Annotated in this window: 23 protein-coding genes and 1 riboswitch; of the genes, 15 read left to right on the forward strand and 8 right to left on the reverse strand. The window is 70.4% G+C overall.

The window, feature by feature from the left end; genetic code table 11:
- The 6 genes from ABFX54_RS42450 to ABFX54_RS42475 form a co-directional block, all read left to right on the forward strand.
- On the forward strand, positions 1–597 hold a 597-nt coding region (locus ABFX54_RS42450; RefSeq protein WP_346112588.1), incomplete at its 5' end, for an NYN domain-containing protein.
- 83 nt (positions 598–680) lie between these two features.
- A complete protein-coding gene (locus tag ABFX54_RS42455) occupies positions 681–1,655 on the forward strand; it encodes a C40 family peptidase (protein WP_346112589.1) in 975 nt (324 codons plus the stop codon).
- 537 nt (positions 1,656–2,192) lie between these two features.
- A riboswitch (cyclic di-AMP (ydaO/yuaA leader) is annotated at positions 2,193–2,358 on the forward strand.
- A 73-nt stretch (positions 2,359–2,431) separates the two neighbouring features.
- Positions 2,432–2,953: a C40 family peptidase gene (locus ABFX54_RS42460; protein WP_346112590.1), complete on the forward strand. Its 522-nt coding sequence runs from the start codon at positions 2,432–2,434 to the stop codon at positions 2,951–2,953.
- 155 nt (positions 2,954–3,108) lie between these two features.
- Complete coding sequence (locus tag ABFX54_RS42465; protein WP_346112591.1) at positions 3,109–4,137, forward strand: gluzincin family metallopeptidase; 1,029 nt, start codon at positions 3,109–3,111, stop codon at positions 4,135–4,137.
- Between the two features lie 209 nt (positions 4,138–4,346).
- Positions 4,347–5,609: a M48 family metallopeptidase gene (locus ABFX54_RS42470; protein WP_346112592.1), complete on the forward strand. Its 1,263-nt coding sequence runs from the start codon at positions 4,347–4,349 to the stop codon at positions 5,607–5,609.
- A complete protein-coding gene (locus ABFX54_RS42475) occupies positions 5,606–6,727 on the forward strand; it encodes a glycosyltransferase family 4 protein (RefSeq protein ID WP_346112593.1) in 1,122 nt (373 codons plus the stop codon). Before ABFX54_RS42470 ends, ABFX54_RS42475 begins: the two co-directional genes overlap by 4 nt.
- Here the strand turns inward: ABFX54_RS42475 and ABFX54_RS42480 are convergent.
- The 5 genes from ABFX54_RS42480 to ABFX54_RS42500 all read right to left on the reverse strand — a co-directional run bounded on the left by ABFX54_RS42480 (position 6,724) and on the right by ABFX54_RS42500 (position 12,598).
- The gene (locus ABFX54_RS42480) at positions 6,724–7,641 is read right to left on the reverse strand and encodes a carbohydrate ABC transporter permease (RefSeq protein WP_346112594.1); all 918 of its coding nucleotides are present in this window, start codon (positions 7,639–7,641) and stop codon (positions 6,724–6,726) included. The genes ABFX54_RS42475 and ABFX54_RS42480 overlap by 4 nt on opposite strands.
- Positions 7,638–8,510 (reverse strand): carbohydrate ABC transporter permease, encoded by an 873-nt coding sequence (locus ABFX54_RS42485; RefSeq protein WP_346112595.1) that lies wholly within the window; start codon positions 8,508–8,510, stop codon positions 7,638–7,640. The genes ABFX54_RS42480 and ABFX54_RS42485 overlap by 4 nt, the downstream gene beginning before the upstream one ends.
- A complete protein-coding gene (locus ABFX54_RS42490; protein WP_346112597.1) occupies positions 8,510–9,796 on the reverse strand; it encodes an ABC transporter substrate-binding protein in 1,287 nt (428 codons plus the stop codon). The genes ABFX54_RS42485 and ABFX54_RS42490 overlap by 1 nt, the downstream gene beginning before the upstream one ends.
- A gap of 291 nt (positions 9,797–10,087) precedes the next feature.
- A complete protein-coding gene (locus ABFX54_RS42495; RefSeq protein WP_346112599.1) occupies positions 10,088–10,591 on the reverse strand; it encodes a hypothetical protein in 504 nt (167 codons plus the stop codon).
- A gap of 258 nt (positions 10,592–10,849) precedes the next feature.
- Complete coding sequence (locus ABFX54_RS42500; RefSeq protein WP_346112601.1) at positions 10,850–12,598, reverse strand: AMP-dependent synthetase/ligase; 1,749 nt, start codon at positions 12,596–12,598, stop codon at positions 10,850–10,852.
- 126 nt (positions 12,599–12,724) lie between these two features.
- On the opposite strand from ABFX54_RS42500, the gene ABFX54_RS42505 reads away from it, so the two are divergent.
- From ABFX54_RS42505 to ABFX54_RS42535, 7 genes are read left to right on the forward strand one after another with little or no spacing between them, the layout of a single operon-like run.
- Positions 12,725–13,492 (forward strand): metallophosphoesterase family protein, encoded by a 768-nt coding sequence (locus ABFX54_RS42505; protein WP_346112603.1) that lies wholly within the window; start codon positions 12,725–12,727, stop codon positions 13,490–13,492.
- A 59-nt stretch (positions 13,493–13,551) separates the two neighbouring features.
- Entirely contained in the window at positions 13,552–13,989 is a 438-nt protein-coding gene (locus tag ABFX54_RS42510) for an SRPBCC family protein (RefSeq protein ID WP_346112605.1), read from the forward strand.
- Position 13,990: 1 nt separating this feature from the next.
- Positions 13,991–15,166: an ArsA family ATPase gene (locus tag ABFX54_RS42515; RefSeq protein WP_346112606.1), complete on the forward strand. Its 1,176-nt coding sequence runs from the start codon at positions 13,991–13,993 to the stop codon at positions 15,164–15,166.
- Between the two features lie 43 nt (positions 15,167–15,209).
- A complete protein-coding gene (locus ABFX54_RS42520) occupies positions 15,210–15,689 on the forward strand; it encodes a DUF5304 family protein (RefSeq protein ID WP_346112607.1) in 480 nt (159 codons plus the stop codon).
- Between the two features lie 14 nt (positions 15,690–15,703).
- On the forward strand, positions 15,704–16,636 hold the full coding sequence (locus tag ABFX54_RS42525) for an ROK family glucokinase (RefSeq protein ID WP_346112608.1): 933 nt from the start codon (positions 15,704–15,706) through the stop codon (positions 16,634–16,636).
- A gap of 15 nt (positions 16,637–16,651) precedes the next feature.
- Positions 16,652–17,347 (forward strand): endonuclease/exonuclease/phosphatase family protein, encoded by a 696-nt coding sequence (locus tag ABFX54_RS42530; protein WP_346112609.1) that lies wholly within the window; start codon positions 16,652–16,654, stop codon positions 17,345–17,347.
- Between the two features lie 37 nt (positions 17,348–17,384).
- Positions 17,385–18,506: a hypothetical protein gene (locus tag ABFX54_RS42535; protein ID WP_346112610.1), complete on the forward strand. Its 1,122-nt coding sequence runs from the start codon at positions 17,385–17,387 to the stop codon at positions 18,504–18,506.
- Between the two features lie 126 nt (positions 18,507–18,632).
- On the opposite strand, the gene ABFX54_RS42540 is transcribed toward ABFX54_RS42535, so the two are convergent.
- Complete coding sequence (locus ABFX54_RS42540) at positions 18,633–19,109, reverse strand: hypothetical protein (protein WP_346112611.1); 477 nt, start codon at positions 19,107–19,109, stop codon at positions 18,633–18,635.
- Between the two features lie 46 nt (positions 19,110–19,155).
- The gene (locus tag ABFX54_RS42545; protein WP_346112612.1) at positions 19,156–19,914 is read right to left on the reverse strand and encodes an alpha/beta hydrolase; all 759 of its coding nucleotides are present in this window, start codon (positions 19,912–19,914) and stop codon (positions 19,156–19,158) included.
- A gap of 190 nt (positions 19,915–20,104) precedes the next feature.
- Between ABFX54_RS42545 and ABFX54_RS42550 the strand changes: the two genes are divergently transcribed.
- Positions 20,105–20,812, forward strand: a complete 708-nt coding sequence (locus ABFX54_RS42550; RefSeq protein ID WP_346112630.1) for a lysophospholipid acyltransferase family protein — start codon at positions 20,105–20,107, stop codon at positions 20,810–20,812.
- 8 nt (positions 20,813–20,820) lie between these two features.
- Here the strand turns inward: ABFX54_RS42550 and ABFX54_RS42555 are convergent, their stop codons facing one another.
- Positions 20,821–21,294, reverse strand: coding sequence for a MarR family winged helix-turn-helix transcriptional regulator (locus ABFX54_RS42555; RefSeq protein ID WP_346112613.1), 474 nt, complete (start codon positions 21,292–21,294; stop codon positions 20,821–20,823).
- Positions 21,295–21,376: 82 nt separating this feature from the next.
- Here ABFX54_RS42555 and ABFX54_RS42560 point away from each other — a divergent pair, with 82 nt between their 5' ends.
- A complete protein-coding gene (locus ABFX54_RS42560; RefSeq protein ID WP_346112614.1) occupies positions 21,377–21,802 on the forward strand; it encodes a DoxX family protein in 426 nt (141 codons plus the stop codon).
- The last annotated feature ends 23 nt before the right edge of the window (positions 21,803–21,825 follow it).

Here is a 21,825-nt window from a genome sequence, read left to right on the forward strand (position 1 = left end):
GGCAGGAGCATCGAGGACGCCCGCGTACGCGTGCTGCTCGACGCGCTGCAGGACGCCTCGGCCGGGCTGCGCCGTGAGCTGGCCCTGCCCACCACGATCAGCCGGCCCGCCGACTCGGTCGCGGCCGTCACCGGCGAGCGCCCCGGCGTGCGCGGCGTCCCCGCGCGGGCCCTGGCCGACGACGACCCGCAGCTGCTCGACCAGCTGCTCGCCCTGCCCCAGGTGCACCTGATCATCGACGGCTACAACGTCACCAAGACCGGCTACGGCACCCTCACCCTCGCCGACCAGCGCAACCGGCTCATGACCGGGCTCGGCGGGCTGGTGGCGCAGACCAGGGTCGAGGTGACCGTGGTCTTCGACGGAGCCGAGCTCAACGCCCCCGTGCAGGTGGTGGCCCCTCGCGGCGTACGGGTGCTGTTCAGCGCGCCGGGGGAGATCGCCGACGACCTCATCCGCCAGCTCGTCCGCGCCGAACCCCCAGGCAGGGCCATCGCCGTGGTGTCGTCGGACCGCGAGGTCGCCGAGTCCGTCCGGCGGATGGGAGCCAGACCCGTTCCGTCGGGTTTGCTGCTGCGCAGGCTCGGTCGCGCCTAAGTTACGAAATGGCGGTTTAGTCGAACCACACCCGCCACTTCTGTACTATTTCGCCCCAGATATAATCCCTGGGAGGCGACACAGTGAGGTTTGGCCGGGTGCCGGTGGCCACGGGTCTCGCGTTCGGGCTGATGCTGATCCCCATGGGGGCGGCCACGGCTGACCCCAAACCCACGCTCGCGCAGGCGAAGGCCAAGCTCGACAAGCTCAACGACAAGGCCGACAAGGTCGTCGACCGCTACAACACGGCGACCGAGCGCTACAAGAAGGCCAAGTCCACGTACGGCGAGCTCAACGCGAGCTACAAGCGCAAGCTGGCCACGGTCGCGGACCTGCGGGCCGAGGTCGTCGGCATGGCGGTCTCCAGCTATCAGGCCGGCAACGACGTCACCTCGTGGCCCGGCATCTTCGGCTCGCCCAACCCGCAGGACATGCTCGCCGGGCTGGCCCTGGCCGGGCAGGTCTCGCAGGAGAAGGCCGAGAAGCTGGCGGCCTTCGACCGGGAGAACCGGGGCCTGAAGGTCGAGCGGGGCAAGGCGCAGAAGGCGCTGCAGGACGCAGACAAGGAGCGCGACGCCGTCGAGAAGGAACGCGCGGAGATCCTCAAGCTGATCAAGGACCAGAAGAAGCTGCTGGAGAAACTGGGGGCCTACAACCCGGGCAACCCCAACAGCGTGGGCCTGAAGTACACCGGCCCCGCCTCGGGCAGCGCGGCTGCGGTGCTGCGGTTCGCGTTCGCGCAGGTGGGCAAGCCGTACCGGTTCGGCGCCACGGGGCCGAGCTCGTACGACTGCTCGGGGCTGACCCAGGCGGCCTGGCGGGCGGCCGGGGTCTCGCTGCCCCGTACGACGTGGCAGCAGTGGGCGTGGGGGGCCAACCGCAAGGTGGACCTCAAGTCGCTGCAGCCCGGTGACCTCATCTTCAGCGCGGGGCTCGGGCACGTCAGCATCTACGCGGGCAACGGGCAGATCGTGCACGCGCCGCAGACGGGTGACGTCGTCAAGGTGGTCAAGCTCTCGTCGTACGGCAGCACGCTGGTGGGGGCCGTGCGTCCGTAGCGACTGGTTTCCTGTCCCGTCGTCCGGCCGCTCTCGGCCGGCGGCGGGATTTTTTCCGCCTCTTCCTACTATGGATCATCGTTCACGAGGCGGAGTCGCGTTTTGGAATCGCCTCGCGGCCTGTGCCGATGCCTACGGCCGCCGCCGTACATATCCGGAAATCTGCCGCGACTGTCCCTCAAGCCGGTCAGAAGTCCCGGGAGCGCTCCCGGGCCCCGAACGCGTGATTTAAGCGGGAAATCTGTGACATAAGCGACAACTTGGGCCTGACAATCTTGGGCTCGCACAAGTGTGAGCAGGGTCACATTTCCATAACATAACCTGGTGTTCCAGCAGGGGTTTCGAATCTGACAAAGTCCTCTGTCTGATCTTTACAGCCGGGCTCACGCTTTGCCGATCCTTGAACTTCCGGCGTAGCTTCTGGCGTCGTCGCGGTGCACAAGCCATGGCCCCGCGAACCCGCATCGGTCCCCTCCCGATGTGCGACAGATAGAAATCCGCCGGTCGTTCCCCGATATCCCCATGTCATTTCACCGGGGCTTCGACCTGCCGAATCCGTGCAGCCAGGAGGCACGGAGCCGGGGACCCAGCGATCCCACGTTTCCCCAGGGATCAGGGGTGAATCGGCGCGCGTATCGCGCCGTAGGGCGACTTCCAGGCCCGAATCCGTCAGCTAACCCGGTAGGCGTTCGTGGAAGACACAAGGAGAAATCCTGTCCAGCTCCCTGCATAACCCCCGTCTGTCCCGCCTTGCCCTGAGTGGCGTAGCGCTCACCATGACCGTGACGGCCGGAGGTGCCATCCTCCTTGCTCCGACGGCTCAGGCGGAGACGACGAGCGAATCGACCGTCACGACGGTGAAGGCGGAAACCACCGCCAAGACCTCGAAGAAGGTCACGGCCGCCCAGCGAAGGGCAGCCAAGGTCGCTCGGCAGCAAGCGAAGGCCCGCAAGGCCGTCGCCGTGGCCAAGAACCAGATCGGTGACCCGTACCGGTACGGAGCCACAGGACCTGGTTCGTTTGACTGCTCCGGTCTCGTCCAGTTCGCCTGGAAGCGAGCCGGAGTGAAGCTCCCGCGGGTGGCGAGCAGCCAGTTCGCCCGCATCAGGAACAAGATCTCCTGGCGGCAGTTGAAGCCCGGTGATCTCATGTTCTTCAACGGGCTCGGCCACGTCGGCATGTACGTCGGCAAGGGCAAGATGATCCACTCGCCTCGGACAGGCGAACGGGTGCGCATCGACAAGCTGGGCGGTTGGCGCCGGTCGTCATTCGTCGGCGCGGTCCGTCCCGGCATGTGAAGAAGCCCCGCCCGGATCCACGGAAAGCCTTCCCGGATCCGGACGGGGCTCTCGCACGTCCAGGGCCGCCCACGGCCCGTCCCCGGCCCATCCGCGGCTCGTCCCCGGCCCTCACAGCGCACCTACGGCCACCCACCAGGCACGTACAAGACCCCATGGCACGTCCCGATGGCGCCCCCGACGGGCCGGGCGGCCGGAACGGCGGTGCGGACCGGGCCGGTGAGGGCGGCGCCGGCTCGGCCGGGATGAAGTCCGTGCGGGTCCGGCTACGATCGGGCTTCGTGTCCGAGCAGGTGAGCCGACGAGCCGTGGTGGCCTGCCTGCTGCTCATCGCCTCCGGCGGCGCGCCGCTCCACGACTCCCCGATCCTTCCCCCGGAGGCGCGCGACCTCTGGCCGGGCCGCGGCACGGTGATCCGCCGCGGACGGCTCTCCACGGTCGTGGGCTCCGGCGCCAGTAGCGGCGGTGAAGACGCCCGCGGCGCTGCGGACGACGACAAGGGCGGCGGCAAGGGCGGGGACGGCAAGGACGGCGGCGGCAGCGGTGGCGGCGGGCTGGAGGAGCTGGCGGTGAGGGCCGACAGGGCGGGGCTCAGGGTCGCCCGAGTGCTCGGCAGGCCGGTGCGCCCGCTGGTGATCGTGCCGGATTCCGCCCAGGAGGCCGCCCGCCTGGCGCGCGTGGCCCGGGTCGACGGGCTGGCCGCGATGGCGGACGGCGGGCGCGTGATCGTCGTTCCCGAGCTCTTCGCCACCCTCACCCCCACCGGCAAGGACGTCGTGCTCGCCCACGAGCTCACCCACGTCGCAGCGGGCACCGACGGGCTCCCGATCTGGCTGTACGAAGGGTTCGCCGACTACGTGGGCTACCGCGACGCCGGGCTGCCCGTGACGACCGTCGCCGCCGAACTGGCCGCCGAGGTGCGCGCGGGACGCCTGCCGGACGCGCTGCCCGGCTCCGCGGACTTCGCGGCGGACGGCCGGGACCCGGCGCGGCCGGCGCGCGCGTACCAGGAGGCGTGGCTGGCGTGTCGCTTCCTCGCCGACCGGTTCGGCGAGGAGACGCTGGTGAGGCTCTACCGCGCGGCCAGGACGACAGGCGCCGACCGGGCGCTCGCCGCGCGGGGACTCACGGTCGCCACACTGACGGCACGGTGGCGCGCGTACGTGCGGGATCAGCTCGGGTGAAGGGGAGCCAGATGAGCGAACGGCAGGACGCGGAGGACTCACCGAGGCGGGACGAGCCCCCGGACGCCGCCACGACGGCGGTGACCGCCACGAACCCACCCGGACCCGGCGACACCACCTCCGCCCCGGAATTCGTCCCACAGCCCGCCCCAGGGCCCGCTGGCGCTGGAGAGACGCGTGGCAGGCCGTACGGAGGGGAGGAGGGAGCTGTGGGGGAGCGGGAGCCGGATTCCGGCGGCGGCCTCGGGCGGCCGGCGGCGATCACGCTCGTGCTGCTCGGCCTCGCCGTCCTGGCCGTGGCCGCGTTCAGCACGCCTTGGCAGGCGCTGACCGGCGGGCCGCCGGACCCGTCCCGCGACTTCACCGCCGCCCAGATCGCGAAGGCGCGCGCGTTCGACGCGGTCACCAGCCTGCCCGCCTACCTCTCGCTCGCCCTCACCCTCGTCTTCGCCGGCCTCCTCGTCGCCACCCCGTTCGGCGCGAAGGTGACAGGGCGGCTGAAAGGCCCGTGGTGGCTGCGGGTGATCCTCGGCGTCGTGCTGATCACCGCGATCACCGAGCTGGTCAGGTGGCCGCTGGGCGTCTGGTACGAGACGATCCTGCGCGACTACGGCCTGTCGGTCCAGAACTGGTCGAGCTGGGCGGGGGACCGGCTGAAGAGCATGGGCGTGGAGGCGTTGCTGCTCTGCGTGATGCTGCTGGCCCTGATGGCGCTGGCCCGCAGGGTCAGGCGCTGGTGGATCCCGGCGGCGGCGGGCGCGTTCGCGCTGACGGTGGCGGCGTCGTTCGTCTATCCGGTGGTGTTCGAGCCGATCTTCAACGACTTCACCCCGATGCGGCCGGGCCCGCTCCGCACCGAACTGCTGGAGCTGGCCGAGCGCGACCGCGTGCCGGTCGAGGACGTGCTGGTGGCCGACGCCTCGCGCAGGACGACGGCGCTCAACGCGTACGTGTCCGGCTTCGGCGCCACCCGGCGCATCGTCGTCTACGACACGCTGCTGCGGGCGCCCGAGCGCGAGGTCGCGCTGGTCGTCGCGCACGAGCTCGGCCATGCCAAGCACGACGACGTGCTGCACGGCACGCTTCTCGGCGCGCTCGGGTCGGGGCTGGGCGTGATCGTGCTGTTCCTGCTGTTCGGCACGGTACGGCGGCGTACAGGCGTCACCTCGATCACCGACCCCCGCGCGGCCGGCGCGCTCATGGGCCTGATCACCCTCGGCTCGGTGCTCCTCGGCCCCGCCCAGAACCTGATCAGCCGGCACGTCGAGGCCAGGGCCGACACCCACGCGCTCGACCTCACCCGGGACCCGGCCACGTTCGTGGCCATGCAGAAACGCCTCGCATTGACCAATATTTCCGACTTGTCGCCGGATGCGGTGGAATATGTGCTCTATGCCTCCCACCCCTCCGCCCCCCAGCGCATCGCGCTGGCCCGCTCCTGGGCCGAGCTGAACGGCGTCCCGCGACCGTGACCCACCCCGCGAGCGGCCGGCCGCACAGCGTGCTCTTCGTCACGAACGACTTCCCGCCCAGGCCGGGCGGCATCCAGTCGTTCGTGCACGGGCTGGCGCTGCGCACGCGGGACGCGGTGGTCTACGCCCCCGCCTGGCCGGGCAGCGCGGAGTTCGACCGGCGCCAGCCGTACCGGGTGGTCCGGCATCCGACGCGGCTGATGCTGCCCACCCCGGCCGTCGCCCGCACGGCGGCCGGGCTCGTGGCCGAGCACGGCGCGCGGACCGTCGTGTTCGGGGCGGCGGCCCCGCTCGGGCTGCTCGCCCCCCGGCTGCGCGCGGCCGGCGCGCGGCGCGTGGTGATGCTCACCCACGGCCACGAGGCGTCGTGGGCGAGCGCGCCGGGCTTCCGCTCGGTGTTGCGCAGGATCGGCGCGCACGCCGACGTCGTCACCTATCTCGGCGACTACACCCGCGAACGGCTGATCGCCGCCGTCCCGGAGGCCAAGCTCGTCCGGCTCGCGCCCGGCGTGGACGTCGAGCAGTTCCACCCCGGCGCGGCCCCGCCCGGTCTGCGGGCCGCGCTCGGACTGGCCGGCCGGCCCGTGGTCGTGTGCGTGTCGCGCCTGGTGCCGCGCAAGGGCCAGGACCGGCTCATCAGAGCCTGGCCGCACGTGCTGCGCTCGGTGCCGGACGCGGTGCTGCTGCTCGTGGGCGGCGGCCCGTACCGGCGGACGCTGGAGCGCCTGGCGGCCGGGCGCGAGTCGATCAGGTTCACCGGCACGGTTCCGGCGGCGAGCCTGCCCGGCTACTACGCGGTGGCGAACGTGTTCGCGATGCCGTGCCGTACCCGGCTGAAAGGGGTGGACGTGGAAGGGCTCGGGATCGTGTTCCTGGAGGCGTCCGCGAGCGGGCTGCCGGTGGTGGCGGGCGCGTCCGGCGGCGCGCCGGACGCGGTGCGGCCCGGCGACACCGGGCTCGTGGTCGACGGCGAGAACACAGGAGAGGTGGCCCAGGCCGTCGTGGAGCTGCTGAGCGACTCCGCCAAGGCCCGCAAGCTGGGCCGGGCAGGGCGCGACTGGATCATCCGGGAGTGGGCCTGGGACCAGGTGGCCGCCCGCTTCCACGCCCTGCTCTAGCCCTTCGTCGAGCCCAGCGTCAGCCCCGCCACGAACTGCTTGTGCAGCAACTGGAAGACGATCAGCGTCGGCAGCGCCACCAGCATCGACCCGGCGGCCAGCAGGTTGTAGTCGGTGAAGAACTGGCCGCGCAGGTTGTTCAGCGCCGAGGTGACGGGCAGCTTGTCGCCCGACGACATCAGCACCAGCGCCCACAGGAAGTCGTTGTACATCCAGGTGAACTGCAACGTCGACAGCGCCGCCAGCACCGGCCGGCACAGCGGCAGCGTCAGCCGCCAGTACCGCTTCCACACCCCGGCCCCGTCCACCAGCGCCGCCTCGGTGATCTCCTCGGGGATCGTGCGCATGAAGTTCGCCATCACGAACACGCAGAAGCCGAACTGGAAGGCCACGTGGATGAGGATCAACCCCAGGTAGGAGTCGTAGAGCGACTGCGAGTCCGACAGCCACCCGGGCAGCGGGACGAGCGTGTAGAACGTGTACAGCGGGGTGATGAGCACCTGCGGCGGCAGCAGGTTACCCGCGGTGAAGACGATCAGCAGGACCTTGCGCCCCGGCACGCGCAGCCGGGCGATCGCGAACGCGGTGAACGAGGCCAGGAAGAGCGTCACCACCACGCCCGGCACCACGATGATCAGTGTGTTCAGGTAGTAGCGGGGCAGCTCGGCCTGCGTCCACGCCTGTACGTAGTAGTCGAGCGTGAGGTGTTCCGGCATCGAGACGTAGCCGAGCCTGGCGGTCTCCTCGTACGGCCGTACCGACGCGTAGACGGCGAGCGCCAGCGGCAGCAGCCACCCCAGCGCCACCAGCCCCAGGAAGACGTGCAGCAGGACCCGCAGCGGCCGGACCGGACGCCGCGGCGCGGCGGGCCTCTCCTGGGCCGGAGGAGCGGCGGCGGGGGCGGTGAGCGTCATCGCTCCTCCCTGAACAGCTGCGACAGGTACGTGACGATGAACCCGATCGAGATCACCAGCAGGATCACCGCGATCGCCGAGCCGAACCCGATCCTGCTCGCCTCGCCCACGATGTTCTCCGTGACGAGCACCGACAGCAGCTCAAGCCCGTTCCTGCCCTTGTTGATGGCGTAGACGACGTCGAACGCCCGCAGCGCCTCGATCACCGTGATGACCAGCACGATCACGTTCACCGGCCGCAGCGTCGGGAAGACCACCCGGAAGAACGCCTGCCGCTCGCTGGCCCCGTCGATCGCCGCCGCCTCCTTCAGCGCCGGATCGACCGCCTTCAGCCCCGCCAGATAGATGATCATGACGTAGCCCACGTGCCGCCAGGCCGCCGCGACCATGACCACCCAGATGTTGACGGAGCTGTCGCCCAGCCAGTCCACGCTCAGCCCGGTCACCGCGTTCAGCACGCCGTAGTCGGAGGAGTAGACGAGCTGCGCGATGAAGCCGACCACGGCCAGCGACAGCACGACCGGCATGTAGAGCGCGCTCTGGTAGAACCGCGACAGCCGCAGCCGCCGATCCAGCAGCACCGCGCAGAACAGCCCGAACGGCGTCGCGACCAGCCCCAGGAAGCCCAGCCACAGCACGTTGTTGCGGACCGCCGACCAGAACGGCGGATACTCGGCCGACAGGTCGTGGTAGTTGCGGCCGCCGACCCACTCGATCGGCCCGATGCCGTTCCAGTCGGTGCCGGAGAGCCCGACGGAGGCCAGCGTGGGCCCCCAGATGAGGCCCACGTTGACGACGATGGCCACCCCCAGCCCGATGACCAGGACGGTCACGTCGCGGGCGGAGTAGCGACGGGTCTTGACGGCCATCAGCGGAAGATGTTCGCCTTCTGCTTCTCGATGCTCGTCAGCAGGGAGTCGATCTCATCGGGCTCGCCGACGAACGACTGCAGCGACGGGATCATCACCGTGGAGGCGAAGTCGGGCCGCGTGTCACGGTCGAGGAACTGCGCGATGTGCGTGGCCTTCGACACCAGCTCCGCGCCGCGCTTCTGCAGGGCGCTGTAGCCGGAGGTGTCGGCCTTCGAGCTGGCCGCCAGCGTGCCGGGGTCGAGCCCGGTGGCGATGTTCTGCGAGGCGGGCTGGGCGAAGTGCTTGAGCAGCGCCTTGGCGCCCTCGACGTTCTTGGCCTTGGCGGAGATCATGTAGCCGTCGATGGGGGCGTCGATCGAGTCGGTCCCGTACGCCGGGTTGATCTCGGGGAAGGTGAAGAAGTCGAGGTCGTCGCGGTCGGCCTCGGGGAACTGCTGGGCGACGAACATCCCGAGCAGGTACATCCCGGTCTTCTTCTGCGCCAGCGACTGCCCGGCCTCCTGCCACGTACGGCCCAGCGCCGCCGGCTGGTGGAACTCCATCAGCCCCCGCCAGGTGTCGAACACCTGCCTGACCCGCGGATCCGTCCACGACTCCTTGCCCGCCATGAGCGAGACGTGGAAGTCGTAGCCGTTGGTGCGCAGGTTGAGGATGTCGAACGTGCCCATCGCCGGCCAGCCGTCCTTGTCGGCGAACGCGATCGGGATGAGCCCGTCGGCCCGCATCTTCCTGGCCAGCGCGGTGAACTCGTCGAGCGTGGCGGGCGGCGTGTAGCCCTTCTCCCGCCACACGCTCTTGCGGTAGAAGACGGCCCACGGATAGTACGTGAACGGGATGAAGTACTGCTTGCCGTCGACCCCGGTCGACTGGTCCTTGAACGCCTGCGTGTAGTTGCCGCCGATCTCCTGCCACACGTCCGAGATGTCGGTGGCCAGCCCCTGCTCGGCGAAGAACTGCATGCGGTAGCCGGCGAACCAGGTGAAGACGTCTTCCGGGGTGCCGCGCAGGTAGCGGTTGATGTTCTCCTGGAACGTGTTGTGGTCGACCGTGTTGATCCTGGTCGTGGCCTGGGTGAAGCCCTTGACCACGGTGTCGAGACTCTTCTTCGGGATCTCGTCGGAGGCGTTCGAGCCGATCGTGACCGTGCCCGGATCGCCGCCCGTCCGTCCGGGGGCGGGAGCGGGAGCGTCCGAGCCGCACCCGGCCAGTACGGCGGGCACACCGAACGTGGCGGCGGCCCCGAGCAGGAGATCGCGGCGGGTGATCGGCGAACGTTGGGCCATGATGGTTCCTCCTTGCCGGACCCTTCAGATTCCCCCGAGTTCCCTCACCTTCTTTCATCAGAAATCGAACATTTCCCACTGTCAACGCACGGTTTCGGAACGAATGCCCGAGAGTGGTGCTGTCGGACCCGGGTCGTGAAGCCTGGCCGGCCCTGACGGAACCTGTTGAGATCCGCCCGCCGCGTTGCTCACCCCTCCGACCGGCCAGTGCCTCCTGAGGGGCGCGAAGAGGGCGGGCCCCCGCGTACGTGGGCCCGCCCTCTTCGCGACCGCGCGGCTACATCCTCATGGTCAGTTGACGTCGAGCTTGCGCTGGATGGCGATGAGGATGTTCATCATCTCCATCTGGCCCTTCTGCAAGCTTGAGATCTGCCCGTCCACCTTGTCGAACCCCGCGTCGACCTTGACCTCGAGGCACTCGACCTTGGCGTCGAGCCGATCGACCGCGGCGTCGAGCTGATCGACCTTGGCGTCGAGCTGGTCGACCTTGGTGTCGAGCCGATTGACCTTGGTGTCGAGCTGATCGACCTTGGTGTCGAGCCGATTGACCGCGGCGTCGAGCTGATCGACCTTGGTGTCGAGCTGGTCGACCGCGGTTTCGAGACGCCCGACCCTGGCGTCGAGCTTCTGGACCGTTCCATTCAGGCTCTTGACCTGGTTGGCGACGCCGTTGATGCGGCGGGTGAGGTCTTCGCCCATCATGATCTGGTCGGCGCGGGTCTGGACGAACTCGTTGTGAACCTTGGTGGCGAACTCGACGCCGAGTTCCTCGATGGTGGCGTCCTTGATACTCACGATTGAATCCTCTACCTTTGTAGGTAGGGACCGGGGATTCAGTGTATCTCCGGTCCCGTGCTTTTCTTTGCCCCGAGGATACACCGTGAATCGGCGCCGGGAAGAGGGGAATCGAATGGAGATTCCCCTGTTCGGAAGGTGCAAAGCGGACCCAATTCGGAAAAATCCGCTTATGTTGTGGCGGCTTATTCGTGAGGGAATTCCAGCTTTTATCCGCGCCCATGCCAGCAAATCGGACGCCGGGTTTTTCTTAGGGACCTAGCGCCCCTCGTACAACCTGTCGATCTCGCCGGAGAAGTCCCGCATCACCACGTTGCGCTTCACCTTGAGCGTCGGCGTCAGATGCCCGCTCTCCTCCGTGACGTCCGCGTCCAGGATCACGAACTTCTTGATCTGCTCGGCCTTGGACACCATCAGGTTGGCCCGGTCCACGGCCCCCTGGATCTCGGCCTGGACCTGAGGATCAGTCCGCAGGCCCGCCACGGTGGAGCCGGCCGGCACGGCCTCGGGGTCGAGCGTGATCAGGGCCGCGACGAACGGCCGCCCGTCGCCCACGATCATGGCCTGGGAGATCAGCGGATGCGCGCGCAGCGCGTCCTCGAGCGGCCCCGGCGCCACGTTCTTGCCCGCCGCCGTCACCAGGATCTCCTTCTTGCGCCCGGTGATCCGCAGGTAGCCGTCGGCGTCGAGCTCGCCCAGGTCGCCCGTGTGGAACCAGCCCTCGGAGTCGATCACGTCGTCGGTGGCGGCGTCGTTGTGCCAGTAGCCGGAGAAGACGTTGCGGCCCTTGGCCAGGATCTCCCCGTCGTCGCCGATGCGCAGCGTGACGCCGGGCAGCGGCTTGCCCACGGTGCCGATCTTGTTGGCGCCGGGCATGTTGACCGAGACGGGAGCCGAGGTCTCGGTCAGACCGTACCCCTCGAAGACCTCGATGCCGACGCCCTTGAAGAAGTGGCCGAGCCGTTCGCCCAGCGCGGAGCCGCCGGACACCGCCGCCGAGAGCCGGCCGCCGGTGGCCGCGCGCAGCTTGGAGTAGACCAGCCTGTCGAAGACCGCCCGCTGGATCCGCAGCCCGAGCGGCGCGCCGCCCGCGCTCTCGGCCTTGCTCCAGGCCACCGCCACGTCCACCGCGCGGGCGAAGATCTTGCCCTTGCCGCCGGAGATGGCCTTCTGCTCGGCGCTGTTGTAGACCTTCTCGAACACGCGCGGCACGCCCAGCAGGAACGTCGGCTTGAAGTCCTGGAGGTCGGGGGCGACGTTCTTCATGTTGGGCGTGTGCGCGATGATCGCGCCCGCCTCGAACAGCACCACCTGGATCATGCGGGCGAAGATGTGGGCCAGGGGCAGGAACAGCAGCGCCGCCGGGTCCTTCCTGGCGAACAGCGGCTCCAGTGGCCCGCGCAGCACGTTGAGCGCGGTGAACAGCAGGTTGTCGTGGGTGATCCGGCAGCCCTTGGGCCGGCCCGTGGTGCCGGAGGTGTAGACGATCGTGGCCAGGTCCGACGAGGTGACCTGCCGCCTGCGCTCGTCGAGGTCGGCGTCGGTGACGGCGCCGGTCTCCGGCTCGGCGTCCACCCGCCACACCGACTTCAGCCCTGGCGCGGCCTCCTTGACGGCCTCCTCGTGCGCGTCCAGCTCGACGAACGCCGCCTTGGCCCCGCTGTCCTCCAGGATCCACCTGACCTGCTCGACGGAGGAGGTCTCGTAGATCGGCACGGTCACCGCGCCGGCGGCCCAGATGGCGTAGTCGACCAGCGTCCACTCGTAGCGCGTACGCGACATGAGCGCGACCCTGTCACCGTGGCCGATGCCCGCCGCGATCAGCCCCTTGGCCACCGCGGCCACCTGGTCGCGGAACTCGGCGGCGGTGACGACGGGCCAGCCGTCGCCGGCCTTGCGGCGCATCACCACGGCGCCCGGCTCCTGCTCCGCCCGGCGGAAGACGGTGTCGGCCAGACCCGCGGACGCAGGCACGTCGACCAGGACGGGGACGCTGTACTCGCGCACGAACTCAACTCCTCTTCGGGGACGGCCTGGACGTTACCGGCTGAAGTTACGCACCGGTAGCTCCGTCATTGAGGCGTTATGAAGGGCATTTCACACGCTAGCAGCAGCGGCTCTTAGGATTCCCTCATGAGGGTCCATGTCGTCAGCGACGTCCACGGCAGAGCCGACGCACTGGCCAGGGCGGGTGACGGGGCGGACGCGCTGATCTGCCTGGGCGACCTGATCCTGTTCATCGACTACGACGACCACGCGCAGGGCATCTTCGCCGACCTGTTCGGCGCCGGGAACGCCGAGCGGTTCATCGCCCTGCGCACGGCCAAGCGCTTCGACGAGGCCAGGGACATGTCGGCGCGGCTGTGGGCGACGCTCGACGGCGATCCGCGCGAGCACATCGAGCGCAACGTCCGCGCCCAGTACGCCACCCTCTTCGCCGCCATGCCCACCCCCGCCTACCTCACCTACGGCAACGTGGACATCCCGCGCCTGTGGTCCGACTACCTCAGGCCCGGCCACCGGGTGCTCGACGGCGAGGTGGCGGAGATCGGCGGCCTGCGGTTCGGGTTCGTGGGCGGCGGGCTCACGACGCCCTACCGCACGCCGTACGAGATCGGCGACGAGGAGTACGCCGCCAAGGTCGAGGCCGTCGGCGAGGTGGACGTGCTGTGCTGTCACATCCCGCCGGCCCTGCCCGAGCTGCTCTACGACGTGGTGGCCAGGAGGTTCGAGCGCGGCAGCGAGGCGACATTGGAGGCGATCAGGCGCACCCAGCCGCGCTACGCCCTGTTCGGCCACGTGCACAACCCGCTGCGCCCGCGCGCCAGGATCGGGCGCACCGAGTGCGTGAACGTGGGTCACTTCCGCGGAAAGGGCATCCCGTATGCCATGGAATGGTGATCTGGCCGCCACCTCCACGGGTCCGCCGCGACCGGTGGTTTGTGCACTACGGTGTTCGCATGGCTGATCGCACCACTTCGAGCACCACCATCGGCGCCGGCCGCGCCGAGGTCATGGCGGTCATCGCGGACTTCCCCTCCTACCCGCAGTGGGCGGGGCAGGTGAAGAGCGCGGAGGTCCTCACCCGCGACGAGGACGGCCGGCCGCGCACGGTCCGCTTCGCGCTGGACGCCGGCCCGATCAGCGACTCCTACACCCTCGCCTACGCCTGGCAGGGCGACGAGGGCGTCAGCTGGCAGGTGGCGGAGCCGGGGAAGATGGTCTCCGAGCTCAAGGGAAGTTACCGGCTGGCCGGCGCGGGCAGTGACACCGAGGTGACATATGAGCTGACGGTCGATCTCAGCGTCCCCATGATCGGCCTGATCAAGCGCAAGGCGGAGAAAGTGATCGTGGACACCGCGCTCAAGGGCCTCAAGAAGCGCGTCGAAGGCCGCTGACTTGAGCCCGCGCGTCCTGCTCTTCACCGGTAAGGGCGGCGTCGGCAAGACGACGGCCGCCGCCGCGACCGCCACGCTCGCGGCCCGCCGCGGCCTCAAGACGCTCATCGTCTCCACCGACACCGCCCACTCGCTGGCCGACGCGCTCGCGGTCGAGCCGGGCGAGATCGCGCCCGGCCTGCGTCTGCACCAGGTGGACACGCAGAAGACGCTGGAGCGCCACTGGGGCGAGTTGCGCGACTACGCCAGAGGCGTACTGGGCGAGCTGGGCCTCGACGAGATCACCTCGGAGGAGATCACCGTCCTGCCCGGCGCCGAGGAGGTCATCGCCCTGCTGGAGCTGCGCGAGCACGCCCGCGAGGGCCGCTGGGACGTGATCGTGGTCGACTGCGCGCCCACCGCCGAGACGCTGCGGCTGCTGGCCCTGCCCGAGGCGCTCGACTGGCACGTCTCCAGGCTCATGCCCGTCGGCCGCAAGGTCCTGCGGCTGGTCTCGCCGTTCGTGCGCAGCGTGGCCCACGTGAGCGCCCCCGGCGAGGACGTCGTCAACGCCGGCGAGCGCTTCCACCGCGGCCTCATGGAGGTGCGCGAGCTGCTGACCGGCGACCACGCCTCCGTCCGGCTCGTGCTCACCCCCGAGGCCGTGGTGCTCGCCGAGGCCAGGCGCACCCTGACCTCGCTCAGCCTGTACGGCTACCGCGTCGACGCCGTCGTCGCCAACCGGGTCTTCCCGGCCGGAGGCGCCGACGAGTGGCGCGCCCAGTGGGTGGCGGCGCAGTCGCGCCTGCTGTCCGAGGCGGAGCAGTCGTTCGCGCCGCTGCCCGTCCACGTGGTCCCCTACCTGCCCGCCGAGCCCGTCGGCAAGGACGCGCTGGCCGAGGTCGGGGCCGCGATGTACGGCGACGCCGACCCGTTCGCCCCCCACTCCGTCGAGCCGCCGCTGCGGATGAGCGCGGACGAGCTCTCGCTGGCCCTGCCGGGCGCCGGCCGCGAGGACGTCGACCTGGCCCGCAAGGGCGACGAGCTCATCGTCACCGCGGGCCCGTACCGCAGGATCCTGGCGCTGCCCGCGGCGCTGGCCCGCAGGAAGATCAGCGGTGCCGCGCTGCGCGACGGGGTGCTCCGCGTGACCTGGTCCGCGCAGCCGTACGACTCCGGGAGCGAATCCGCGACCTGATGAGTTGAATGGATGAGCGACCCACAAGTCAGGGAGGGCCAGGATGACCGAGAGCAACGACAGAGACACCGGCAGGGACACCGGCAGGGACACCGGCAGGGACACCGGCAGGGACAGAAGCGCCGGCGCCGGGGACACCAGGGATCCGATCGGCACGGTGGCCGACGAGGCGCGCAAGCTGTTCGACTCGATCCAGGGCCGGGCGACCCGCCAGGTCGGCAGGACCGTGTTCAACTCCTTCACCGGCGGCGGCCGTAAGGAGCGGGACGTGTGGGAGGAGGCCGTCTCCGAGCCGCACGGCGAGTACATCTGCCGCGCCTGCCCGGTCTGCCGGGCGATCGCGGCGCAGCGCGAGTCCGGCGGCGACGTGACCGGGCACCTGGTGGCCGCGGGCGGTGAGCTGTTCGCCGCCTTCCGCGGCGCGCTCGACGCGCTGAGCAGGCCCGCGACACGCGACAGCAGGCCGCGCGACGACCGCGACGGACGCGATCGCGGCGACGTGGAACACATAGATCTGGGATAGAGGAGACACGGGGCATGCTCACGATCGGTGTCGACATCGGCGGGACCAAGGTGGCCGCCGGCGTGGTCGACGACAGTGGCGAGATCGTCGAACACACGCTGAGGCCCACCGCCGCCGACCGGCCGGACGTGGTGGCCGAGACGGTGGCCGACGTCGTTCGCGAGCTCTCGCAGGGCAGGGACATCGAGGCCGTCGGCGTCGGAGCGGCCGGGTTCGTGGACGAGACCCGGTCGATGGTGCGCTTCGCGCCCAACCTGGCCTGGCGCGAGGAGCCGCTGCAGAAGAAGATCAGCGGCATGGTCGGCCTGCCGGTCGTGATCGAGAACGACGCCAACGCCATGGCCTGGGGCGAGACCCGGTTCGGCGCCGGCAGGGGCCAGTCCCACGTGGTCTGCGTCACCCTCGGCACCGGCATCGGCGGCGGCCTGGTCTTCGACGGCGCACTCTTCCGCGGCCGCTGGGGCATGGGCGCCGAGCTGGGCCACATGCAGGTGCTGCCCGGCGGGCGCCAGTGCGGATGCGGCAACGTCGGCTGCTGGGAGCAGTACGCCAGCGGCCAGGCCCTGGTCAAGGACGCCAGGGAGATCGCCGAGGCGGAGCCGGAGCGGGCCCGCACCCTGCTCGGCCTGGCCGGCGGCAAGATCGAGGGCGAGGAGGTCACCGAGGCCGCCCGGCTGGGCGACGAGGCATCGCTGGCCGCCTTCCGCAGCCTGGGCGACTGGCTCGGGCAGGGCATGGCCGACCTGGCCGCCATCCTCGACCCCGGCTGCTTCATCGTCGGAGGCGGCGTCTCCCGCGCCGCCGACCTGTTCATGGACCGGGCGAGAGAGGCGTTCGGCGAGCGGATCACCGGCAGGGGGCACCGCCCGCTGGCCGAGATCAAGCTGGCCGAGCTGGGCGCCTCGGCCGGGGTGGTGGGCGCGGCCGACCTGGCCAGGCGGCGCTAGAGCCGCCGCCCGCACGTGACGATCAGGATCGCGACCTACAACGTCCACGGGATGCGCGACGACGTCCCCGCGCTGGGCCGGGTCCTGGCCGCCGTGCGCGCCGACGTGGTGTGCGTGCAGGAGGCGCCCAGGTTCGGCCGCTGGCGGGCCAGGCGCGCGGCCCCGGCCGCCGCGACGGCGCTCGCCGTGGCCACCCCCGCCAGGACCGGCGGAGTGACCGTGCTGACCGGCCGGCGCGTGCGCGTCCTGCACGCCGAGAGCCACGCGCTGCGCTCCTTCCTCGGCCTGGAGCGGCGCGGGCTGGCCGTCGCCGTGGTGCGCGCCGAGGGGGCGTGCCTGGCCGTCGGCTCGCTCCACCTCGACCTGCACCAGGCGGCCAGGTCGCATCACGCTGCCGAGGCGATGGCGATCATGGAGAGCGTGGCGGCCCGCCACGACGCCGCGATCGTGCTGGCCGGCGACATCAACGAGCGCGCGCACCAGCCGGCCTGGCGTTACCTGGCCGGCCGCCTGGCAGACTGCTACGCCGTGGCGCCGAAAGGCGACGGGCTGACCTTCCCCGCCGGCCGGCCGTCCGCCCGGATCGACGCCGTCTTCGCCGCGCGCGAGACGAGCGTCCTGTCCTGCGGGGGAGTGGACGCGCCGAGCGCCGATCTCGCCGGGGCCAGCGACCATCTGCCCGTCGCCGCGGAGTTGCGAGTTGGGCACTAGAGGGCAGAACAGGCTCTCCAACCCGTAGCATTTCCTCATGACCCGTCGCTCTCAGCGGCGTGCGCTCTCCTTGATCTTGGCGACGTCCGTGGCCTTGACGCAGGTCACGCCCGCCGCGCATGCCGATCCCCGCCCCGCCCAGAGCGAGGCCCAGATTGAGGCATGGCAGCAGTCGACCAGCGTCCGCCTCCAGCCCGACGGCTCCCTGTCCGACGTGCTGGCGATCTCTCCCACCGACGTGTGGGTGGTCGGACAGCAGGAGATCTGGGACGTCTGGAAGAACCGCGGCACCATCCGCCACTGGGACGGCGCCAGGTGGTCCGAGGTCAGCGTGCGCGACGCCACGGCCGCGGGCAACCTGCGCGGGCTGGCCGCCGCGTCGGCGTCCGACGTGTGGGCGGTCGGCGACGGGCACGACGGGGTGCCCTACCTCGCCCACGGTGACACCAGCGGGTTCGACCGGCTCCGCCCGCAGGCGCTGCGGGCGGGAGACTGGCTCGGCGGCATCGACGCCAGATCCGGCAAGGTCGTGGCGGTCGGCAGCCGCGAGCGCCAGGCCCTCATCCTCACCGGCCAGGGCAGCACCTGGAGCGCCCAGCAGACCAAGGAGAAGGGCGCGCTCTACGCGGTGGCGGGCGGGTTCGCGGTCGGCGACACCGGCGCCGGGCCGCTGATCATGCACAGCTCCGGCGGCACGTGGAAGTCCATGCCGGTGCCGTCCGTCCCCGGCGGCTACCTGCGCGACCTCCAGGTCGACAACTCCAAGCGGGCGCTGGCCGTGGGCGGCGTCTACCGCGGGCCCGGCGAGATCTCACCGCTCGCGCTGGCCTGGAACGGCAAGCGCTGGCGCCGGCTGCGGCTGCCCGGCGCCGAGGCCAGGATCTACGGGGTGACCGGCGACGGCAAGGGCCGCTACTGGATGACCGGCTACGACCCCTCCCGGGCCGCGGAGCCGTTCATGACGCGCTGCGAGAAGGGGCGCTGCGAGGTCATCAGGGGCGAGGCCACGAAGGGCAGGAGCAGCGTACGGCTGCAGGCCGTGACCTATCTGGCCGGCAAGGGCACGGTGTGGGCGGTGGGGCACGCGGTCGACAAGGCCGACCGCTACACCGACGTGGTGGAGACGTTCGCCCCCAAGACGACCACCCAGAAGTCCTGAGCGGCCGCGAGACGGTCCCGGGCGGCCGCGAGACCGCCCGGCCCGGCGGAGGCGATGGCGTTCAGAGGACCGCGCCGCAGTTCCGGGGCGCGTTCCTGAGGACCGCGCCGTCGTTCCAGAACGGGTTCACAGGACCGCGCCGTCGTCCCAGCCCGAGTCGTTGGGCGGGCCGTCGCCCATGCGCACCACGAGCGCCACGAACCCGCCGATGAACGCCGCCACCGCGGTGAACAGCGCCCAGCCCTCCATGTGCCAGCTGGCCATCGCCGCGACCAGGAGGTAGGCGGGGCCGCCGAACAGCGCCACCCACGCCAGCTTGGTCGCCAGGTCGACCTTGGGCAGCGGAGGCGGCGGCGGGGGCTCGAAGTGCCCCTCCTCCTCCTCCTCGTCGTCGTCCCGGCCGGTGGGGTCGTCCTCGGGATCGCGGCCGGCCGCGTCGTCGCCCTCCGGGTGCTCCGGCGGCTTGACCACCCGGCGGATCGGCTCGGCGGGGACGTTTTCGCTGTCCGGCCATGGCTGGTCGGCCGAGTCGCGCTCGGCTGTGTCGTTGAAGGACGCGACGATCTGCCGCCAGACCTCGTCCTCGTCACTCTGGGGCGTCACCTAGATGGGCCTCTCCGCAGCGATCGCGACTTCCCCCTGGGTGCGATCAGTCCCTCTGCAAGGGTACCGAGGCATGTGTCCGGATGAAGTCGAGGCTACCGGCAAAGATCCTGTCGGCATCGTTGTCCAGCGTCGCAACATGGTAGCTATCGGTAAGCTCCTCGATCGTGGCCTGCGGGACCTTCGCACGGATGATCGCGACACTCGCGGGCTTGACCACATGGTCCTCCGTGCTGTGGAAGACCAGCAGCGGTTGTGTCACCTTCGCCAGGTCGGCCTGCACCAGCGACCACAGGCCGGGCAGCGAGGCCGCCGCCTTCACCGGGGTGCGGGTGTAGGCCAGCTCTCTCACGCCGGGCTTCTTGACGTCGTTGGCGACGCCGGGGACCGACGCGACGAACCACTTGAGCAGGGGCGCCAGCCGCAGCAGCGGCACGTCGAGCGTGATCGACGGGTTGACCACCATCACGCCTCTGATGGCCGCGCCGTGCACCTCGGCGAGTCGCAGCGCCAGGCAGCCGCCCAGCGACAGCCCCGCCACGAACACCTCCGCGCACCGGCCCTGGAGGTCCGCGAACGCCTTCTCCACCTCGGCGTACCAGTCCTCCCAGCGGGTCCGGTTCATCTCCTGCCACCTGGTGCCGTGCCCCGGCTGGCGGGGCAGCGAGACGCTGACCCCGTGCCCGGCCAGGTACTCGGCCCACGGTCGCAGCGACTGCGGCGTCCCGGTGAAACCGTGGCACAACAACACGCCGATCTGACCTGCGTCGTGGTGGTAGGGCTCCGCGCCTGGCATGAGCGGCATAACAGCTCCTCTGTGCTGTTTCATTCCGGCTATTTCCTCCAGAACGGCCCGATCGTCGCATGTTTCGAGGTGTTTGTGCGAGAGGTGATGTAGGAGCATGGCCGTCGAGGTGGGAAGATGACTCTGCCCGCCGGTGGATGACGGCCGGACGAAGTGCCCGCATGACGACGTGCGCAGGAAGAGGTGCCAGGTGTTCTACTGGGTGGTCAAGGCCATCTTGGGGCCGTTCCTCCACCTCGTGTTCAGGCCGTGGACCGAGGGCGCCGACAACGTCCCGAAGCAGGGGCCCGCGATCCTGGCCGGCAACCACCTGTCGTTCGCCGATCACTTCTTCGGCCCGCTGCAGATCCGCCGCAAGGTCATCTCGCTGGGCAAGGCCGACTACTTCACCGGCAGCGGCGTCAAGGGCTTCTTCACCCGGCTGTTCTTCAGCGGGGTCGGCACCGTGCCGATCGACCGTTCAGGAGGCAAGGCCAGCGAGGCCGCCCTGCGCACCGGGCTGCGCATCCTGCGCGAGGGCAACATCCTGGGCATCTACCCCGAGGGCACCCGTTCGCCCGACGGCCGCCTCTACAAGGGCAAGACCGGCGTGGCCCGGCTCGCGCTGGAGTCGAGGGTGCCGGTGATCCCGTGGGCGATGGTCAACACCTACGAGATGATGCCGCCCGGGCGGCTGCTGCCCAAGCTCGGCATCCGGCCGGGCGTGAAGTTCGGCAAGCCGCTCGACTTCTCCCGCTACTACGGCATGGAGGACGACCGGCTGGTGCTGCGCGCGGTGACCGACGAGATCATGTACGCGCTGATGGAGCTGTCGGGGCAGGAATACGTCGACAAGTACGCCGCCAGCGCCAAGGTCGAGATGGAGCGCGCCGCCCGCGCCGCGGCCGCCAAGCACTAGGGCTCCGGTCACCCGGAGGAGCGTAAGGCCTCCTCCGTCTTGCGCATCGCGCTCGTCATGGCGCGCAGCTCATCTCGGCTGAGCCGGTCGATCAGATATTCGCGCACGACCTCCAGGTGGCCGGGCGCCACCCGGTCCAGGCAGCTCATGCCCGCCTCGGTGAGCACCGCCAGCACGCCGCGGTCGTCGGACGGGCAGGTCTCCCGCCTGACCAGCCCGGCCTTCTCCAGCTGGGTGATCTGGTACGTCAGCGCGCTCTTCGACGACACGACGCCCCTGGCCAGCTCCGTCATGCGCAGCCGGCGGCCGGGGGCGTCGGCGAGCCGCACCAGGATCTCGTACTGCGGGTGGGTGAGCCCCGCGGCGGCCTTGAGCTGCTCCTCGATGCGCCGTTCGAGGAGATGGGAGGTGGACAGGAAGGCGCGCCACGCCGCCATCTCGGTCGCGTCCAGCCAGCGGGGGTCTGTCCGGGGGTCCGTCACCGCATCAGTGTACTGTCGTTCGAATTTGAACGACCACTGCTAGACTTGCCGTTCAAATTCAAACAATCATCGAGGAGAGCGCATGGTGGATCAGGTGCGTCCCGTCGTCCTGCTGCTCGCCAGGATCGCCGTCGGGGTGATCTTCCTGGTGCACGGTTACCAGAAGTTCGCGACCATGGGGATCGCGGGCACGACCAAGTTCTTCGAGTCCGTCGGCATCCCGTTGGCCGGCCTGGCGGCTCCGGCCGTGGCCGTTCTGGAGATCGCCGGTGGGCTGGCGCTGATCCTGGGCGTGGCGCTGCCCGTCGCGGGCGCGCTGCTGGCCCTCGACATGATCGGCGCGATCGTCTTCGTCCACGGCGCCAACGGGCTGGCGGGCGAGGGCGGCTACGAGTTCGTGCTGGCGCTGGCCGCGGCCAGCCTGGCGGTCGGGTTCACGGGGGGCGGCGCCTTCGCCCTCGACCGCGTCTTCGACCGCCGCCGCGGCACCGCCCCGGCCATCGCGTAGCCACCGGCCCTCGCCGCGCGGAG

Source organism: Nonomuraea maheshkhaliensis (assembly GCF_039529435.1).
GTDB lineage: Bacteria > Actinomycetota > Actinomycetes > Streptosporangiales > Streptosporangiaceae > Nonomuraea > Nonomuraea maheshkhaliensis.

Bases quoted from the DNA above. Each gene is read 5' to 3' on its own strand.
- ABFX54_RS42490 (WP_346112597.1), bottom strand. From the start codon at position 9,796: ATGGCCCAACGTTCGCCGATCACCCGCCGCGATCTCCTGCTCGGGGCC.
- ABFX54_RS42465 (WP_346112591.1), top strand. From the start codon at position 3,109: ATGGCACGTCCCGATGGCGCCCCCGACGGGCCGGGCGGCCGGAACGGC.
- ABFX54_RS42505 (WP_346112603.1), top strand. From the start codon at position 12,725: ATGAGGGTCCATGTCGTCAGCGACGTCCACGGCAGAGCCGACGCACTG.
- ABFX54_RS42520 (WP_346112607.1), top strand. From the start codon at position 15,210: ATGACCGAGAGCAACGACAGAGACACCGGCAGGGACACCGGCAGGGAC.
- ABFX54_RS42560 (WP_346112614.1), top strand. From the start codon at position 21,377: ATGGTGGATCAGGTGCGTCCCGTCGTCCTGCTGCTCGCCAGGATCGCC.
- ABFX54_RS42480 (WP_346112594.1), bottom strand. From the start codon at position 7,641: ATGACGCTCACCGCCCCCGCCGCCGCTCCTCCGGCCCAGGAGAGGCCC.
- ABFX54_RS42485 (WP_346112595.1), bottom strand. From the start codon at position 8,510: ATGGCCGTCAAGACCCGTCGCTACTCCGCCCGCGACGTGACCGTCCTG.
- ABFX54_RS42545 (WP_346112612.1), bottom strand. From the start codon at position 19,914: ATGCCGCTCATGCCAGGCGCGGAGCCCTACCACCACGACGCAGGTCAG.
- ABFX54_RS42535 (WP_346112610.1), top strand. From the start codon at position 17,385: ATGACCCGTCGCTCTCAGCGGCGTGCGCTCTCCTTGATCTTGGCGACG.
- ABFX54_RS42525 (WP_346112608.1), top strand. From the start codon at position 15,704: ATGCTCACGATCGGTGTCGACATCGGCGGGACCAAGGTGGCCGCCGGC.
- ABFX54_RS42460 (WP_346112590.1), top strand. From the start codon at position 2,432: ATGACCGTGACGGCCGGAGGTGCCATCCTCCTTGCTCCGACGGCTCAG.
- ABFX54_RS42510 (WP_346112605.1), top strand. From the start codon at position 13,552: ATGGCTGATCGCACCACTTCGAGCACCACCATCGGCGCCGGCCGCGCC.